The 17,926-nt window shown below is 56.6% G+C and carries 13 protein-coding genes, 1 tRNA gene and 1 riboswitch; of the genes, 9 read left to right on the top strand and 5 right to left on the bottom strand.

Annotated features, from left to right (window positions below; translation table 11 throughout):
- Nucleotides 1-47 precede the first annotated feature (47 nt).
- A tRNA-Leu gene (locus tag IB213_RS08430) sits at nucleotides 48-132 on the top strand.
- Between the two features lie 140 nt (nucleotides 133-272).
- On the opposite strand, the gene IB213_RS08425 is transcribed toward IB213_RS08430, so the two are convergent.
- Both IB213_RS08425 and IB213_RS08420 read right to left on the bottom strand, forming a co-directional pair.
- A complete protein-coding gene (locus tag IB213_RS08425) occupies nucleotides 273-2,825 on the bottom strand; it encodes a DUF349 domain-containing protein (protein WP_192405961.1) in 2,553 nt (850 codons plus the stop codon).
- A gap of 151 nt (nucleotides 2,826-2,976) precedes the next feature.
- On the bottom strand, nucleotides 2,977-6,660 hold the full coding sequence (locus IB213_RS08420; RefSeq protein ID WP_192405960.1) for a DUF748 domain-containing protein: 3,684 nt from the start codon (nucleotides 6,658-6,660) through the stop codon (nucleotides 2,977-2,979).
- 532 nt (nucleotides 6,661-7,192) lie between these two features.
- Here IB213_RS08420 and IB213_RS08415 point away from each other — a divergent pair.
- The 3 genes from IB213_RS08415 to nrdR all read left to right on the top strand — a co-directional run bounded on the left by IB213_RS08415 (nucleotide 7,193) and on the right by nrdR (nucleotide 10,050).
- Nucleotides 7,193-8,041 (top strand): lytic transglycosylase domain-containing protein, encoded by an 849-nt coding sequence (locus tag IB213_RS08415; RefSeq protein WP_191723695.1) that lies wholly within the window; start codon nucleotides 7,193-7,195, stop codon nucleotides 8,039-8,041.
- A 106-nt stretch (nucleotides 8,042-8,147) separates the two neighbouring features.
- Nucleotides 8,148-8,305, top strand: a riboswitch (ZMP/ZTP riboswitch).
- A gap of 38 nt (nucleotides 8,306-8,343) precedes the next feature.
- Nucleotides 8,344-9,588 carry a serine hydroxymethyltransferase gene (gene glyA / locus IB213_RS08410; RefSeq protein WP_192405959.1) on the top strand — a complete coding sequence of 415 codons (1,245 nt, stop codon included), beginning with the start codon at nucleotides 8,344-8,346 and terminating at the stop codon, nucleotides 9,586-9,588.
- Nucleotides 9,589-9,600: 12 nt separating this feature from the next.
- Nucleotides 9,601-10,050, top strand: coding sequence for a transcriptional regulator NrdR (nrdR, locus tag IB213_RS08405; protein ID WP_191722798.1), 450 nt, complete (start codon nucleotides 9,601-9,603; stop codon nucleotides 10,048-10,050).
- A 157-nt stretch (nucleotides 10,051-10,207) separates the two neighbouring features.
- Here nrdR and aroC read toward each other — a convergent pair whose 3' ends face one another.
- Complete coding sequence (gene aroC, locus IB213_RS08400; RefSeq protein WP_191722799.1) at nucleotides 10,208-11,308, bottom strand: chorismate synthase; 1,101 nt, start codon at nucleotides 11,306-11,308, stop codon at nucleotides 10,208-10,210.
- A gap of 94 nt (nucleotides 11,309-11,402) precedes the next feature.
- On the opposite strand from aroC, the gene IB213_RS08395 reads away from it, so the two are divergent.
- Nucleotides 11,403-13,592, top strand: coding sequence for an EAL domain-containing protein (locus IB213_RS08395; protein ID WP_191722800.1), 2,190 nt, complete (start codon nucleotides 11,403-11,405; stop codon nucleotides 13,590-13,592).
- A 99-nt stretch (nucleotides 13,593-13,691) separates the two neighbouring features.
- On the opposite strand, the gene IB213_RS08390 is transcribed toward IB213_RS08395, so the two are convergent.
- Nucleotides 13,692-14,144 (bottom strand): CBS domain-containing protein, encoded by a 453-nt coding sequence (locus IB213_RS08390; RefSeq protein ID WP_192405958.1) that lies wholly within the window; start codon nucleotides 14,142-14,144, stop codon nucleotides 13,692-13,694.
- A gap of 335 nt (nucleotides 14,145-14,479) precedes the next feature.
- On the opposite strand from IB213_RS08390, the gene IB213_RS08385 reads away from it, so the two are divergent.
- Genes IB213_RS08385 through IB213_RS08375 form a run of 3 tightly spaced genes read left to right on the top strand, consistent with a single transcriptional unit; the run spans nucleotide 14,480 to nucleotide 17,033 of the window.
- Nucleotides 14,480-15,778 carry an O-acetylhomoserine aminocarboxypropyltransferase gene (locus IB213_RS08385; protein ID WP_192405957.1) on the top strand — a complete coding sequence of 433 codons (1,299 nt, stop codon included), beginning with the start codon at nucleotides 14,480-14,482 and terminating at the stop codon, nucleotides 15,776-15,778.
- Entirely contained in the window at nucleotides 15,778-16,200 is a 423-nt protein-coding gene (locus IB213_RS08380; RefSeq protein WP_192405956.1) for a GNAT family acetyltransferase, read from the top strand. Before IB213_RS08385 ends, IB213_RS08380 begins: the two co-directional genes overlap by 1 nt.
- A gap of 23 nt (nucleotides 16,201-16,223) precedes the next feature.
- Complete coding sequence (locus IB213_RS08375; RefSeq protein WP_192405955.1) at nucleotides 16,224-17,033, top strand: alpha/beta fold hydrolase; 810 nt, start codon at nucleotides 16,224-16,226, stop codon at nucleotides 17,031-17,033.
- Here the strand turns inward: IB213_RS08375 and IB213_RS08370 are convergent.
- Nucleotides 16,986-17,234, bottom strand: coding sequence for a hypothetical protein (locus tag IB213_RS08370; protein WP_192405954.1), 249 nt, complete (start codon nucleotides 17,232-17,234; stop codon nucleotides 16,986-16,988). The genes IB213_RS08375 and IB213_RS08370 overlap by 48 nt on opposite strands.
- Nucleotides 17,235-17,302: 68 nt before the next feature.
- On the opposite strand from IB213_RS08370, the gene IB213_RS08365 reads away from it, so the two are divergent.
- Nucleotides 17,303-17,635: a DUF962 domain-containing protein gene (locus IB213_RS08365; RefSeq protein ID WP_192405953.1), complete on the top strand. Its 333-nt coding sequence runs from the start codon at nucleotides 17,303-17,305 to the stop codon at nucleotides 17,633-17,635.
- Nucleotides 17,636-17,926: the final 291 nt, after the last annotated feature.

The raw sequence follows: 17,926 nt of genomic DNA, 5'->3' as shown, positions 1-17,926 counted from the left end.
AGATTGTTGAGTGCTACCTCACTTAATTTAAAAACAATCTGACTTTTGCCCAGGTGGCGGAATTGGTAGACGCACTAGTTTCAGGTACTAGCGGGTAATTCCGTGGAGGTTCGAGTCCTCTCCTGGGCACCAAACATTAAAAGCCGTTGCATGCAAATGCAACGGCTTTTTCCGTTCCACACCCATCTTGTCTTGCATGACGAAAAAAACCAGCCCCATCAAGGGGCTGGTTTTTAAAACTCGACAAGCAGCAAAGACTGCTTGCGGATTTGTTACTTGCGAAGCAAAGGCTTCAGTACATTTTGCAAGCGACGTGCATTCGCATCTGAATGTGCAGACGCCAACACCACCGCCACATCTTGCGCCCACGTCTGCTCTGGTGCAGGAGCATTGCGACGCGTCAGCAGTTGCAGCTGCAGCATGCGGCGTGCGGCAGCATGCTCTGCAGGTGTTGGGGTTTCGGACGCAATTTCCAAACGCAGCAATGCATCGGCCACATCAGAGGACTTGGCTGGAGCAGTCGCAGCTTGCGCCCAGGAATTACGCACTTGCGCAGTAATCTTACCGCCCAGCTCCTGCGCCGTAGGAAGCGCCTGTCCATCGCGCTGGCTCCAGGCATCCACCAGCTTGGTCAGCGCCTCTCCATGGGCTTGTGCAGCCAGCTTGCGCAATGCAAATTGCGCAGACTCTACGGCATCACGCTGAGCACGGAAAGCGACATCACCCAAGCGAGGACCCCGCTCTGGACGCTCCGATCGCTCTGCACGAGGTGCACGCGCATCCTTGCGAGCTGCAGGTCGTGCATCCCGTGCAGGAGCAGCAACATCCTTCTTCGCGCCCGGGCGATCATCCCCGCGCACAGCCACCACAGGTCGATCTGACTTCACCGCTTCGGCAACCACCTCGGCACTGCTAGGAGCTGACATGCCTTCAGACGACAGCTCTGCAGGCTGGCGGCGCACCACATGTTCCAGCGCATCCATGGCTGCACGAATTTGCTGCACATCACCCGATGCATTGGCGGCCTGCAGTGCCTTGGATGCCTCGACCACAGCACGATCGTGTTGCGACAAATCTTCCAAAGAAGGCGCACGGCTGCGCTCTGCACCCTTACGATTGAATGCATCGTCCAAAGGCTTGCGGAATGCATCCCACAGCTTTTGTTCATGCTTGCGATCCAAAGGCACGGCTTGCGCCTCTGCTTGCCAGCGCTGCTGCAGCTCCTTTACCGCATCAATGCGCAAAGAAGGGGCGTCAGCCAGGGCTTGCGCCTCAGCGATCATGGCGTGGCGGCGGTCCAGACTGGATTTTTGAGCAGCATGCAAAGGCGCTTCTGCCACATGCATTGCCTGCTTCCAGGCCGTCTGCAGCTCTGCAAATACCTTTTCACCCACATGCCCGCTATCGCGCCAGCGTTCGGCAAACTGACGCAAAGATCGCGCTACGCCCTTTAGATCCTGCGTATCAACCTGGGTCGCTGCCCAAGCCTTCACCTCTTCAATCAACGCCAGCCTGGAAGCCTTATGCTGGGAGGACTCGGCGCGCACACGCTCGAGCCACACCTCCACTTGCTTGTACGCAGCGTTACAGGCTTCATCAAACTTTTTCCACAGCGAGTGATTAGGGGCCGCACCTTGATCGGCCAGCTTCCACTGCTCACGCAATTGGCGCAAAGTTTCTTGCAACTTGCGACCACCCAAGGTTTGTCCATCTGGGCGATTAAGCAATGACTCTGCCTTCATCACCAGCTCTTCGCGCTGGCGATCCACATTTTTGGGCTGCCAACCTTGTGCGTCACCTGCAGCCAGCAATTGCTCATGCACTTGCAAAGCCAGTGTGTCATCAAGCCAGCGCCCCTGCTGCTTGAGTACTGCGCGCAGTGCGCTAACAGCCTCAGATTTTTTGTCTTCGGTTGCCTCAGTCAGCGCCTGCAAGGCAGATGTCACCATCTGGGTAGCAGCTTGCTGCTTTTGTGCAGTATCAGCCTTAGCCATTGCAGGCTTAGCTGCAGTCTTCACCGCAGCTGGTGCCACCAACTCGGAAGGCAAACCGCGTGCCACACGAATTTCATCAGCCCAGACAGGCACGGGGGGCAGCTCGGCCTGCTCACTCGCGGCTGCCGCCTGCGTCAGAGCCAGAGCCGACTGGTAGGCCTCCCACACAACCAAAAGCTGGGCGCGCGATGCATCCAGCTGAGGAGGGAAACGATCATTTACGCTGCTCCAGCTTGCATCATTGGTCAGCTCTGTCGCCTGGGCTTGCCAGTGGGCAACATCGCTGCGCAAACCCTCTTGAGCTGCTTCTGCATCACGCCATGGCTTAGTGGACAGTACTTCAATGCGCTGCGCCAGCAACACAGCCGCTTCGCGCTGTACCTGAACACGGTGCTGCAGATCTTCAATGGTTTTTACACGCTCGACCAATTGCTGCTTCAAGGCCGACAGAGGCTCACGGGACAAAGGAGCCCCCGCTTTGGCGGCATCGCGCTGCCACGCTACAGCCTCAGCCACATTCAACGTAGCCCCCGCCAGAAGGGCTTGTGCTTTTTCAGCCCACTCGACTGCAATCACTTCTTGATCTTTGGCACGACGGATGTCATCCATACGCTCACGCACCAAACGGGCAACGCTCTTGTCGCGAATGCTCAGCTCTTTAAAGACTTCTTGCAGTTGCTCGTCGGTGGGTTGCGCGGCCAACCAGTCACGGATGCGAGCAGCACGATCACCGGATGTGGCGGCTGAAAACGCGCCACCAGTCAGAGCATCCAGCGGATGTGCCTCAGCGTTCTTGGCAGGGGACGGATTCAGTTCAGGTGCATCAGACATGTTGCTGCGAAATAGAAATTAAGAGTCATAAATAGGAAAACAGCCCTTCATCCCATGGCATGAAGGGCCCAGATCATTGGGAGCTGCTTCACATGAAGCATGCTCTCTTGTTAGCACGTATTTTCGCCGCTATTTGAAAAGACCCCAAGTATCACTGGACAGAAATATTCAGCAACACGGATGGACCAGCAGGATTTTTCGTCTTTTCAGAAGCTCTACCCAAAAAGACTCTTTGCGCATCAACACCTTGCGCTAATAAATAGTCACGTACCGTCTGTGCGCGGCCAGCCGCCAAATCATCCCAAGCAGCAGCAGGAATAACCATATCTTTCAAAATTAATGCCTCCATCTCCTCGGCGGGCAAATCTTTGGTCAAACCCACCATATTACGAGGCCTGTCTTTCACGGTATTGCGATAGACCTGCTTTAAGGCCGCCAGCTTTTGCTTATCTGTGCGCGCGCGCCCTTCTGATGTGGTGCCGTCCCCATCCAGCAATCGATCTAATTGCGCACGCTTCCATCCCGGTGCTTCTGCCGTTGCGTCAGCTTGACCAATCAAAGTCAATTTGAGCTGCGGTTTACTGTTCATTGCCTTGGCTAGCTGCTGCAAGTTGGCTTGCGCCTGCTCGTCCAGGGTCGATCGCCCTGCCTCAAAAGTGATATCGCTTTTGTCATCCCCGGCTGCAAACGCGCCCGTCAGCAAACTGAACGGAGCCGTTATGGCCTTGCGAATAATGTTGCCGATGATTTTGAAAATCACCGGTGCCAGACGAAATTGCGGGTCGTTGAGCGAGCCAGTGACCGGCAAATTCAGATCAATGACCCCATTGCTGTCAGCCAGCAGGGCCACCGCCAAACGCACAGGCAAAGAAGCAGGAGCACCCTCCACAGGATCGGTGAACGTCAACTGCTTTAATACCAGTTGATTGGCAGCAGTCAATTGCCCATCCGGTTGCACCTGGTAGTGCACATCCATGTTGAGCTTGCCTTTTTCAATGCCGTGCCCCGCATATTTGATTGCATAGGGTGTCAATGGTGACAAATCCAATCCATCTACTTTGGCGCGCACATCTAAGGCCAAAGGCTGGGCCAGAGGATTGATTTGGCCTTCAATACTCAATTGAGCAGTGCCTTGTGCAATGCCATCCAGCTTCAACTGGGCCAACGCCACAGCCTCACCAGGCGCTGGAGGCTGGGAAGAAAATGCATCCAAACTGCCATTCAAAGATGTCAGATCGGCCGAGTAGTTGGGCTGAATGAAGTAATCAGAAAACTTGATCACCCCTCCACGCAGTGCAATAGGCCCCATATCAATACGAGGTGAAGTCACTGGCTGTGACACCTCATCAGAGTTCACAGACTTTTCTGTGGCCACAACAGCATCAACTGATTGGGGATCAGCCTTGGCCGAATCGTTTTTAACCAAATTTTGTAAATTCAATCGCCCTTCGGGCAAGACCACCACCCGAGCAAAAAAATCCTGCAAATCAGTGCTCCGCACTTGGATGTGCACAGGCTGCGCGGGCTGCATGTTGACGCGCACGCCCTGAACGCGCAGTTGCTTCCAGCGCAACAAGTCTTCCGCACCGAGCGCAGCCGACGCTTGCGGGCCCTGCACCGCTTGGGCTGCACGGGCATCACCGACCACGCTCTGCACATGCATATCCGTGACACGTCCTTGGCCTTGCAATTGCAGCTGCGGACCTTTGGATTGCTGGGCAAAGTGCACATCTCCATCAAAACTGGCCAGTGCACGCACCAAACGCACATTCAAGTACGGCGCCATATAGGGCTCAAAAGCTTGCAACGGCAACGCATTGATATGAACGCGCCCTTTGGTGAGCAAGGGATCTAACTGCAAGCTGCCCTCATAGGACATTGCGCCAGGCTTTCCCCAGCCGCCGCGGCGCGTGCGTTCAGCCATACGGGCAGACAGATAAGTCTGGGCAGTACCTTTGATGCTGTCCATGTTCTGCATGCGCAATTGCACATCTGACAGGTTGATGGCCAAAGGCATATCACCTAACGAGGCATCCGTAAGCTCAACCTGGCCTGCAGCCAGCTCCAAGTCTTGCACAAGCACCTGCCAAGGCTTGCCAGCAGGTGATGCAACCGTTTCTTTGCCCTTGGCCGGAGCACCCACCACAGGTTGCAGCCACTGCTCATACATCCAGCGGCCCTGAGCATTGCGCTGCACGCGCGCACGGGGGGCCTGCAATGCAATGTGTTCAACATTGACCTGCTGCAAGGCTGTGTCTAGCTGCAAATTTCGCAACTGCAGCCCTGTCCATGCTACGTCGGGTGAAGACACCTGACCGAGCGTCACCGACTCAATGGCCAGCACCGGCACCTTGGCATGAACCTGGCCTTGCTGCCAAGCCACACCAGCGGTTAACGATGCCAAGCCGCCGACTGGCAGTTTCAGCCATTGCCTGGCATAGGCTTGAACGGCCTGAGCATCGAACTTATCGACCACGATGGAGGCTTGCCCACGCTCCATACTGCCTGTACCCGAGCTATGCAGGCTCCCGCGTGCAATGCGGTCTTCCCCCTGCAGACGGGCCATCAGTGTCCACTGGGCATCATTTCCCATCGGCCACGCCAGGCTGTGTGCTTGCAATTGCAATTGATCTACACGCAAAGCGGCACCAGCTTGCCCCACATCATCGCGCCATTGCGCCCACCCATTTTCTACATTCAATCGATCAACAAACAGCTTCCAGCCTTCATCAATCGCTACGTTTTCTGCTGCTTTCTCTGCTGTTTTTTCAGCCCTTGCTCTCTCCACCGGAACTGCAGCCACAGCAGCAGGTGGCAAGAGACGGCCATCGGCACGCCGATGTAAATGTGCGAACGGTTGCTGCACTGTCACTGTCGCCACATGCACCTGCTGCTGCAGCGGGCGTGTGTCGCCCAGTTGCACCTTCAACTGAGACAACCCAGCCAAAGGTTGCCCCTCGCTGTCTTGCAACTTCAGGTTAGACAGTTGCAACGTGCTGCCTTGCAACTGCATTGTGGGCTGCTCAGTCTGCTCAAAAGCCACCAAAATCTCGGCATCCAGCTGCCCCTGCTGCAGCCGAACTGGTACGCTGGCTGGCACATAGGGTGCATAAGGCGATAAATCAAACTGCTTGATCTCCAGCTTGGCTTGCGTGCTCTGCGTCACATCAAAAGGTGTACTCACCGCCTGCGAGGCAACTTCACTGCCATTCAGGCGCATGGACAGCTGAGGCTGCACTTTCACTTCACGCTGCGAGGCCAGAGTACTAATAAAAGGCAGCTGCAATTGCAAGGCATCAATCGTGTGCTGCACACCTGCTACCTGGTCGTTGAGCTCTACCCGGCCATCCCTGATTTGAATGTTGTAGAGCGCAACACGCGCTGGCGCCGCACCGGGGTCTCTGGGTTCCGAATTTTTTTGAAGCGTTTCAAGGATGTCTGCGAAGTCCCATTGCCCTGATGCATCCCGGCTGACTTGCACCACAGGCTGATCCAGCTCGATAGCATCCAGCACCGGGGCCCAGCGCAACAGGCTCGACAGCGATGCATTGATATAAGTACGCTCAACCGAAAGTGCGGGGCCCTGTCCGGGCACTCCAGCCACCTGCAGGCCATGCACCGTGACTGCCAGTGACCATGGCGCCACATCCACACTGCGCACAGTCACTGCACGCCCTAGCGCATCCGAGGCTTTTTCTTGCACTTGCTGCGCAATCACGCCAGGCAGCCCTAACCACAGCCCCCCCATCACCACCAGCACTGCGCCAGCAACCAAACTTAGCGCGCGACCGCGGCCTGCACCCCAGCGCAATCCTTGGAATTTTGTATTAGCCATGTATGTATTACCTGTAAGTCGGCACTCCCGCCTGAGAACAATACCGCACGGCCTCTTCGATTGGCCACAAAGTCATAAAAATTGACACTGCTCTTGGCACCTACACGCATGAATGTCATCGCGAATACATGGCCATTCATCCAAGTTTTTCCCTATAAATTTCATAAATTAATTTAAATACCAAATCAGCGACACGTCGCTTTGATAGCAAGCAGCGCCCAACACATAGCTTTAACCCAAGGGTTTACAAGTAGTTACAGACAAAAAACACCTTGGATAGCGCCCTATTAATTACATTTAGATCTAAAAAACAAAATCATTAGTATTGACCAGTAATTTAGGCGGCTTTTAAAATCCGCCCACATTGAATCGCAAGATTGTTAAACGTCGTAGCTTGAATCCCTCCTCAGGGATGTTCATGCGTCTCTAGGCGCTGAGTTAGCGCATGAAACAGTAACGACTGGACTCAGGCTGGATGGTTAGGCACTCCTGTACGGACACCGCCACACCAGACCGCAAGAAAGGAAACGCCATGTCTAAGCCAGGAAACTGGGTGAATTCTGTGCGCGCAATTGCGTCAGATATCACCGAGGGTTTTCTTGAAATTACCCACAATAGCTTTGCACTGATCGGTCTGATCGTCGCATTTGCTTCTGTGGCTCTGTTCGCTCACCCGGATTTGCGTGCGCAAGGCGAAGCACAACTGCGCACATGGCTGCAAGACCGCCATGTCGCTGTCGTTGGCTTCACCCCAGCACCCGAAGCTGTTGAGCGCACCACTGCAGCCAATCCCAAAGAGTTGCCCAAGGATCAGTCCGCGGTGGCTTACTGGATCAGTAAAAAGTACCGTGTTGCAGCCGAACCTATTGCTGCCATCGTTGCTGAAGCCTACAAGCAAGGCGCGCAACAAAAGATTGATCCGACCCTGATCCTGGCCGTCATGGCCGTGGAGTCGAGCTTCAACCCATTCGCCCAAAGCTCTGTGGGAGCACAAGGCTTGATGCAGGTGATGACCCGCGTTCATACCGAAAAGTATGAAAATTTTGGCGGCACTCATGCAGCCTTTGATCCTGTCAGCAACCTGCGCGTAGGAGCATCCATCCTCAAGGAATACATACAGATCACAGGCTCTGTGGAAGGTGCGCTCAAATACTATGTTGGCGCCGCCAATATGCAAAACGACGGTGGCTATGCATCCAAGGTGCTGGCAGAGCACCGCCGTCTGCGGCAAGTTGCGGGTGCGTCCACTCCGACCACACAGGTCAAGCCAGCCTTGATCGCCAAGCGCCAGATCACACCTGCAGCGAACCTGGAAACAGAAGCGGTAGCTGCCAGCAGTGTGCAGGACAATACCCAGGTAGCTTTAAGTTCTAATCTCTGACCGTTTAAAAACGGTTGCGCCCTTAGCGCAAGCACATGCAAAGGCACATTAGCCCTGCAAGTGCTTGCGCTTCGTTGTTTCCGGGGGTTATCGCCTACGCTACACTTGCGGGGTACGCAACTGGCGATAGGTGCGGCCGGGTTTTACCGGCGCAGCACTGACGTGGAATCGATGCAAAGGACTTTTCACAAGCCCTGCGCCAACCACCGGGGAGCGTACCGCCCAGATGACCGGGCGTCTTAGCCGTTCGCCTGGGCAGCCCTTGTCTTCAAGGGAATTCAAGTTCACAGGACTGCCAAATCATGTTTCAACGCACCAATACTGTCGCGATCGTCGACCCCGAAGTTTTTGCCGCCATCGAGGCCGAAAACCACCGCCAGGAAGAGCACATTGAGCTGATCGCCAGCGAGAATTACTGCTCGCCCGCTGTCATGCAGGCCCAGGGCTCCCAGCTGACCAACAAGTACGCCGAAGGCTACCCCGGCAAGCGCTACTACGGCGGCTGCGAAAACGTGGACGTGGTCGAGCAACTGGCCATTGACCGCATCAAGGCCATCTTTGGCGCTGAAGCAGCCAACGTGCAGCCCAACTCTGGCTCGCAAGCCAACCAGGCCGTGCTGATGGCCTTTGCCAAGCCCGGTGACACCATCATGGGAATGAGCCTGGCCGAGGGTGGCCACCTGACGCATGGCATGCCGCTGAACATGTCCGGCAAGTGGTTCAACGTGATCTCCTACGGCCTGAACGCCCAGGAAGCCATCGACTACGACAAGATGGAAGCGCTGGCACGTGAGCACAAGCCCCGCATCATCATTGCTGGCGCTTCGGCCTATGCCCTGCGCATTGATTTTGAGCGCTTTGCCAAAATTGCCAAGGAAGTTGGCGCCATCTTCTGGGTGGACATGGCCCACTACGCTGGCCTGATTGCCGCCGGTGTGTACCCCAACCCCGTGCCTTACGCCGATGTGGTCACCACGACCACCCACAAGAGCCTGCGCGGCCCCCGTGGTGGCGTTATCTTGATGAAGGCCGAGCACGAAAAAGCCCTGAACAGCGCCATCTTCCCCGGCCTGCAGGGCGGCCCGCTGATGCATGTGATCGCAGGCAAGGCCGTGGCCTTCAAGGAAGCCCAGTCCCCCGAGTTCAAGGCTTACCAGGAGCAAGTCATCAAGAACGCCAAGGTGATGGCTGACACACTGACCGAGCGTGGTCTGCGCATCATCTCTGGCCGCACTGAAAGCCATGTGATGCTGGTGGACCTGCGTGCCAAGGGCATCACCGGCAAGGCTGCTGAAGCGGCTTTGGGTGCTGCGCACATCACCATCAATAAGAACTCCATCCCTAACGACCCTGAAAAGCCCATGGTCACCAGCGGTATCCGCGTGGGTACACCGGCCATGACTACCCGTGGTTTCAAGGAAGAAGAGACCCGCATTACCGCCAACTTGGTGGCTGATGTGCTGGAGAACCCCAGCGACGAAGCCAATCTGGCGCGTGTGCGTGAGCAAGTGGCTGCGCTGACCGCGCGCTTTCCTGTCTACAAGTAAGACCTTGCCACCATGAAGTGCCCTTTTTGCAGCCACCCGGACACCCAAGTCGTGGAAACCCGCGTGGCCGAAGAAGGGGCCTTCATCCGCCGCCGTCGGCAATGTCTGAGCTGCGCCAAGCGCTTTACCACCTACGAACGCCCTGATGTGAGCTTTCCCACCGTGGTCAAGAAAGATGGTCGCCGCATTGACTTCAGCCACGACAAGTTGCAAGCCTCATTCACACTGGCTTTGCGCAAGCGTCCTGTCGCGTCGCCCCAGGTGGATGACGCCATCGAACGCGTCAAAGAGCAATTGCTGACAGCTGGTGTCCGTGAGGTTCCCTCCTCGCGCATTGGCGAGCTGGTGATGCAAGAGCTGCGCAAGCTGGACAAGGTGGCATACATCCGCTTTGCCAGCGTGTACCGCAGCTTTGAAGACATCGACGACTTCAAGCATCTGGTCGATGAGGTTCGCACCTGAACACGACATCTGAGTCATCCCAAACAAAAGGCCGCATCTGCGGCCTTTTGTTTGGGTGATTTCTCAAAAAGAAGAGCTAACAGCGCTTATACAACAACGATCTACTTATTAAAATCACCTGAAACCGTTGATTTTTCAGCGCTACCAGCTATTTTTTTTAATCCTGTGCTGATGCGGGAATCGGCGCCAGCGGCAAGCTGACATCACCGCACTGTGCGCGGTTGCGCAAGGCGTGGTCCATGACTACCAGTGCCAGCAAGGCCTCGGCGATGGGCGCAGCACGAATGCCTACGCAGGGGTCATGACGACCTTTGGTAATCACCTCTGTACTGTGGCCCAGCGTATCGATCGACTCACGAGGGCTCAAAATAGAACTGGTGGGCTTGATGGCAATGCTCACCTCTAGATTCTGCCCCGTACTGATCCCGCCCAGCACACCACCAGCGTTGTTGGAGCGAAAGCCTTCAGGACTGAGCGAGTCACCATGAACGGTCCCCCGCTGTGCCACGCTGGCAAAGCCTGCTCCGATCTCGACGCCCTTGACAGCGTTCAGCCCCATCATGGCGTAGGCAATATCAGCATCGAGCTTGTCGTACAGCGGCTGGCCCAGCCCCACCGGCATACCTGTCGCCTGCACGTGGATGCGTGCACCGCAGCTGTCACCCGCCTTGCGCAGCGCATCCATATAGCTTTCAAGCTGCTGCACATCCGACACCGGGGCGAAAAATGGGTTGTGAGGGACATGGGACCAGTCTTCAAAACCAATCGGCAGCTCACCCAACTGCGTCATGCAGGCACGAAATTCCGTACCAAACTGGGATTTCAGCCATTTTTTGGCCACCGCACCTGCTGCCACGGTGGGTGCCGTCAAGCGGGCCGATGAACGCCCACCACCACGGGGATCACGGACGCCGTATTTGTACCAATAAGCGTAATCCGCATGCCCAGGACGAAAACTTTGAGCGATATTGGCGTAATCTTTGCTCCGCTGGTCGGTATTACGAATCAGCAAGCCAATCGGCGTGCCTGTGGTTACCCCCTCATACACGCCGGAGAGAATTTCCACTTGATCAGGTTCCTGCCGCTGCGTCACATGCCGGCTGGTGCCGGGGCGACGTCGGTCCAGATCCCACTGGATATCTTCAACCGATAACGGCATGCCCGGAGGACATCCATCAATAACGCAGCCAATGGCTGGCCCATGCGATTCACCAAAATTGGTGACCGTGAAAAGAGTTCCGAAAGTGTTGCCGCTCATAGTGCTGCGAATTATGCCCTTGTGATGCTTGAACATCTTGGCGGGGCTCTGACAGCTTGTTACTATTTGCGAAATTTTTCCAGAAAGCCGTTTGATGACACACTTGACACCGGCTCCTCAGACCTTGGACTGGTTGCAAGCGCTGCACAGCAGCGATAGCGCATGGCTGATCACTGACGATCACTTGAATGTGGTGCACGTCAATGACGGTTTTACCCGCCTTTTAGGCTACACCTTGCAGGACATGCAAGGCGTACGCCCGCTCCAAAAATTACTGGCGTCGTCTACTGACCTGGCGCCCCACATTCGCGAACAACTGGTGCACCGAGGTGCTTACAGCGGCGAACTATTACTCACACACAGAGATGGATCCCCGCTGTGGGTGGCTGCCAGCATCAATACGCTGGACCGCCAGTCCACCCCCATTGATCGCACCGCCGCACAAGTCATTGTCCTGACTGATATTGGCTTTACCAAACGTTTTGAGGCTTTTCAGCGGCAAGTTCTGGAAGATGTGGTGCAAGAAAAGCCCCTGCCTACGCTGATGCTCCACATGTGCCAGGCGCTAGAGGAGTTGCTGCCGCACGTACACGTCAGCATCTTGACGGTCGATGAGGATGACTTGCTGCACCCCTTAGCAGCCCCCAGCTTGCCCGATTCGCTGTCTGCACTCATTGAAGGCATGCGTATTGGTCCCAGCACCGGTGCCTGCGGCACCGCTGCTTTTTTGGGGCATGAGGTCATCAGCACAGACCTGAGTACAGACCCCAACTGGCAAGATATTGCCGCACCTTTCCTGGAGGCAGGCCTGCGTGCTTGCTGGTCTTGCCCCATCAAAAGCCATGACCACAAAGTTCTGGGCACATTTGCGCTGTACTTTGAATCCACTGGTGCGCCCAATGCACTGCACCAGCAAGTGGTCAAGGCTTGCCTGTACCTGAGCGCCATCGCAATGGAGCGTGATGCCAGCAAACACCGCATCCGCCAGCTGGCTTACTACGACACACTCACACTGCTGCCCAACCGCACCATGTTCAATGAGTGCGCCGAGCAGGTGCTGCACTCCATTCGCGGCCAGTCCGGCGTGTTGTTCTTCCTTGATCTGGATCGATTCAAGCTGTGGAACGACAGTCTGGGTCATGCAGCTGGCGATGCCCTGCTGTGCGAAATCGCCCTGCGCTTGGGCCAGTGCACCCGCCCTGATGACGTGGTGGGGCGTCTGTCCAGCGATGAGTTTGCAGTGCTCATGCCGCGCTGCCCTGCTGAGCAAATTCCTGAAGTTGCGCAACGAATGCTGGACGCCATTGCCGAGCCCTTCAGCATCAATGGCGTCATGACGATTCCCAGCGCCTGCATCGGCGTGTGCACCTACCCAGAAGACGGCACCGATATTGAAATGCTGCTGCGCCATGCCGACCAGGCCATGTACGCCGCCAAAAGCCAAGGCAGCCAGCTGTGGGAGCGCTATCAGCCAGAGATGGGAAAAATCAGTCAGGAGCGCGCAGACATGGAGCGTGAGCTGCGGCAGACATTGGCCGATGGAGGACTACAACTGCATTACCAGCCACAGGTTCTGAGCACGGCAGAGCACACGCTTTATGGCGTGGAAGCATTGGCACGCTGGCAGCACCCTGAATGGGGCTGGGTAGCACCGCCGCGCTTCATAGCGGCGGCTGAAGACGCCGGCCTGATCCATGCGCTGACCAGCTGGCTGATTGATGCGGCATGCACGCAACTGGCCACATGGCGTGCGCAAGGGATATCTGTTCCGCATATTGCCGTGAATTTATCAACCAATAACTTTCACGACCCTGAATTTGCACAGCGCGTATACAACAGCCTGCAAGAGCACGGACTGGCTTGCAATGATCTGATGCTGGAGATCACAGAAAGCGTGATGCTCGACAGCAGCCCTGCCACGCTCAACAACCTCAAGAATCTTCACGCCATGGGCATGCGCTTGTCCATGGATGACTTTGGCACCGGCTACTCCAGCCTGAGCTATTTGCATCGCCTGCCTATTTCAGAGCTCAAGCTGGACAAGAGCTTTGTGCACGATGTCACCACCAGCTCGGCAGCCAGCGCGCTGACGCGCTCTGTGCTCAATATTGCGACCAGCCTTGGCATGACGGTAGTGGCCGAAGGGGTTGAGACGCCCGAGCAAGCCGCATGGCTGACCGAGCAAGGTTGCCCAGTGCTGCAAGGCTATCTGTTTGCCAAACCCATGCCGGCTCAGGATTTACCGCCTTGGCTGCGCAAGGTCACCAACCACCAGTTGGCCTGACAAGCCAGCCTCAAGCCCTGACACCACACGGCTTGCGCCCATAAAAAAGGCTTCCATCACGGAAGCCTTTTTGCATGAGCCGTCGCCGCAGCGCCAAACTCAGGGATTGGGTGTTTCTTGCTGGGGCCAGTCACGGATATAGGCCTTGAGCAGTTTGTTTTCAAAATTCTGGCTGTCTACCACCGCCTTGGCCACGTCGTACAGGCTGACCACGCCCATCAGCATGCGCTTGTCCATCACAGGCATATAGCGTGCATGGCGGTCCAAAATCATGCGCCGTACTTCATCCAGTTCGGTTTCCATGGTGCAGGTCAGCGGGGCATCATCCATGGCAGAGCGCACACGGCTAGAGCCGAAACTGCCGCCGTTTTTCACCGTGGCCTGAATGACTTCGCGGAAGGTCAGCATGCCCACCACATCGCCGTGCTCCATCACGACCAGCGAGCCAATGTCTTTTTCCGCCATCAGAGCGACGGCATCGGCCAACGCATCATCGGCCTGCGCTACATACAAAGTGCTGCCCTTGAGGAGCAGGATGTCGCTCACTTTCATTCGGTATATCTCCAAAATCTGGCCACCGTCGCCAGATGCGGTGCCTTGTCCAGCAATATAGCCCACAACACAAGCGCTGCGGCCTTCCTGCGCGACAGGATCAGCATCTGCACGTGACGCAGTTAAAACAATAGCTGCAAACGTATATAAATCAAATCACTGCAATAGGAATCGCTTTTAAAAGCAATAAATACGAGCACTTATAGCTACTGTTTCGTGAGCACGCCCTTATTGTCACCGCCTATAGCCACCTGAATACGTCTCCAAAGTGCTGACTGCGGGCTGTATCTGTGCCAGCATGCTGACCCATTACAAAAACGCTGGAGATAGCACACATGCCCGGTTATAGCGACCCTGGTTTTGACACCCTGAGCCTGCACGCTGGTGCACAGCCTGACCCGGCAACGGGCGCACGCGCAGTCCCCATTCACTTGACGACCTCTTTTGTCTTCGAGTCCAGTGACCATGCTGCCAGTCTGTTTAACCTCGAGCGCCCCGGCCACGTCTACAGCCGCATCAGCAACCCGACCAACGCGGTGCTGGAGCAACGCGTCTCGGCGCTGGAAGGCGGTGTGGGCGCGATTGCCGTGGCCAGCGGCCAGGCGGCGCTGCACCTGTCGATTGCCACGCTGATGGGCGCAGGCAGCCACATCGTGGCCAGCACCGCGCTGTACGGCGGTAGCCAGAACCTGCTGCACTACACGCTGCGCCGCTTTGGCATTGAGACCACCTTTGTCAAACCCGGTGACATTGATGGCTGGAAAGCCGCTGTGCGCCCCAACACCAAGCTGTTCTTTGGTGAAACCGTAGGCAACCCGGGCCTGGATGTGCTGGACATTCCTACCATCAGTCAGATAGCCCACGATGCCGGCGTGCCACTGCTGGTGGACTCCACCCTCACCTCACCGTGGCTGATGCAGCCACTCCAACACGGTGCCGATATTGTTTACCACTCGGCCACCAAATTCCTGTCGGGCCACGGCACGGTGATTGGGGGCATTGTGGTGGATGGCGGCAGCTTTGACTGGGAAAAATCGGGCAAATTTCCTGAACTGACCGAACCCTACGAAGGCTTTCACAACATGGTGTTCAGCGAGGAAAGCACCACCGGAGCCTTCCTGCTGCGCGCCCGCCGCGAAGGCCTGCGCGACTTTGGTGCCTGCCTGAGCCCGCACAGCGCGTGGCTGATTTTGCAAGGCATTGAAACCCTGCCCCTGCGCATGGAGCGCCACATGAAGAACACCGAAAAAGTGGTGCAGTTTCTGGCCAGCCATCCACTGGTCAGCCGCGTCGGTCACCCCATGCTGCCGACGCATTCATCGCACACATTGGCGCAAAAACTGCTGCCCCGCGGAGCGGGCTCGGTGTTCAGCTTTGACATTGCAGGCAACCACAATCAGGGCAAGAAGTTCATTGAAACGCTGAAAGTGTTCAGCCACCTGGCCAACGTGGGCGATTGCCGCTCGCTGGTCATTCACCCGGCCAGCACCACGCATTTCCGCATGAGCGATGAGGCGCTGTCTCAGGCCGGCATCAACCAGGGCACGATCCGTCTGTCCATAGGACTGGAAGATGCCGACGACCTGATCGACGACCTCAAACGCGCCCTCAAGGCAGCGGAGAAAGCTGCCTGATGCAGATCCGCGCCTTCACGCCTGCAGACCAGGAGGCCGTGGTGCAGCTGTGGAAAGACTGCGATCTCGTGCGCCCGTGGAACGATCCCGCCAAAGACATTGCGCGCAAGCTCAGCGTGGCGCCCGAATTGTTTGTGGTGGGGCTGAATGCGCAAGGCCAGCTGATTGCCACCATCATGGCCGGCTACGAGGGCCACCGGGGCTGGATCAATTACCTGGCAGTGCACCCCTTGCACCAGCGCCAGGGCCATGCCCGCCAACTGGTTGACTGGGCCGAGCAGCAGCTCATGGCGCTGGGCTGCCCCAAACTCAACTTACAGGTACGCAGCGGCAACCATGCCGTGATCGCGTTTTACGAAAGCCTCGGCTACGCCAACGATGCATCCATCTGCATGGGTAAACGCTTGATTGCCGACATCTAAAAAAAGCCCAGGAAGAGACACACATGTATATCGACGTTCACCAAGCCCGCATCTACGCTTACACCGGTGGCAAAGCTTTTGACAGCAGCAAACCGACGGTCATCTTCATCCATGGCGTGCTGTGTGACCACAGCGTCTGGGCCCTGCAAAGTCGCTACATGGCCAACCATGGCTGGAATGTGCTGGCCATTGATCTGCCCGGTCACTGCAAAAGCACCGGCACAGCACCCGCAACGGTCGAAGCTGCTGCCACCTTCATGGGTGCACTGATGGATGCCATGGACTTGCAAAAAGCTGCTCTGGTGGGCCACAGCTGGGGCAGTTTGATTGCCATGCAGACTGCCGCTCAACTGCCCGGGCGCATCAGCCATCTGGCGCTGGTGGGCACTGCCTTTCCCATGAAAGTTGCCCCGGCACTGCTGGATTCGGCGCTGAACACGCCTGAAAAAGCCATTGCCATGGTCAACACTTTTTCACGCGCTACGCTCTCGCCCCCCAATGGTGCAGGCAGCTGGGTGTTTGGTGCGGGCATGGCACTGGGCCGGCGCGTGCTGGCCAGCAACAGCGAGACCAACTTGCTGTACGCAGGCTTTCTTGCCTGCGACAGCTATACCGGCGCAGAGGCGGCGATCGCCCAGGTGCAATGCCCCATCCTGTTTGCACTGGGCGAGCAAGACCAGATGACGCCAGCCAAGGCCGCCCAAGGCTTGATCGATACAGCCAAGCGCCACGCCAAGACCTGTCGCGTAGTCATGCTGCCCATGGGCCACAACCAGATGACGGAATCACCGGATGAAACTTTGTTTGCCCTGCATGATTTTTTGAAGGACTGACCCCTTCTGACCCACTTTGAAAGCCCGCAAGCTGCGGGCTTTTTTCATGGGTTTTTTCACCACCCATGTATGAACAAGCGCGCGACGTGATCTGGCAAAGCCTTGTGAAAACAGCGCCAGCTCGAACGGCATTGAAAGAAGACGGGCAGCCAGCCCAAAAACTGGACAAAGAGTTCCCAAATAAGGTTCTGCCGCTTGCATGCGCAGGTTTTCTGGTCAACCATGCCCCATGCACCGCACAAAGGTGCTCACCCTTGCAGGAGGTTGCAATGACCAGCGCAAACACGGCCAGTGTCGATCCCAAAACGTTCACCAGTTTTGCTTATTTTTACCCGTTCTACCTGAGCGAACACAGCAACCGCACCTGTCGCCGCTTGCACTTTGCGGGCAGCACGCTGGGGCTGATCTGTCTGGCGCTGGCCATCTGGCAAGGCCAGCCATGGTTCATAGCCTTGGGGCTGTTTCTGGGTTATGCCTTCGCCTGGATGGGTCACTTTGGCTTTGAAAAGAACAAGCCAGCCAGCTTTAAGCGCCCGCTTTACAGCTTCATGGGCGACTGGAAGATGTATGCCGACATCTGGGCTGGCCGCGTCAAGCTCTAAGCCTCAAGTTTGCGCTGCACTGGTCGAAACTGGGGGTATCCGGTTTCGCACCAAGTCTAGGTGGAAGCCTGCGGCCCCGGTTGCGCATGCACCGGGGCTTCGTTTTTTGCGCTGAAGTGCGTGCATCCGGAACCGTTGACTCCGCCCAGCAGTCGATTGCCAATTTGCGGTGGAGCAGTGCTTAAGGGTCTAAGAGCGACTAATGCAACCCAGTAAACCGCAGGTTTACGGCTGCGACGAGGCGCAAAACCGTAGGCAGAACAAAAGTACGACAAGGCCAAGCAACGACGC

Origin of the sequence: Comamonas sp. CMM02, assembly GCF_014851485.1 — a bacterium.
Classification (GTDB): domain Bacteria; phylum Pseudomonadota; class Gammaproteobacteria; order Burkholderiales; family Burkholderiaceae_C; genus Comamonas; species Comamonas avium.
Note: the sequence above shows the minus strand (reverse complement) of the source record. Positions and strands in the feature narration are given on the sequence as shown.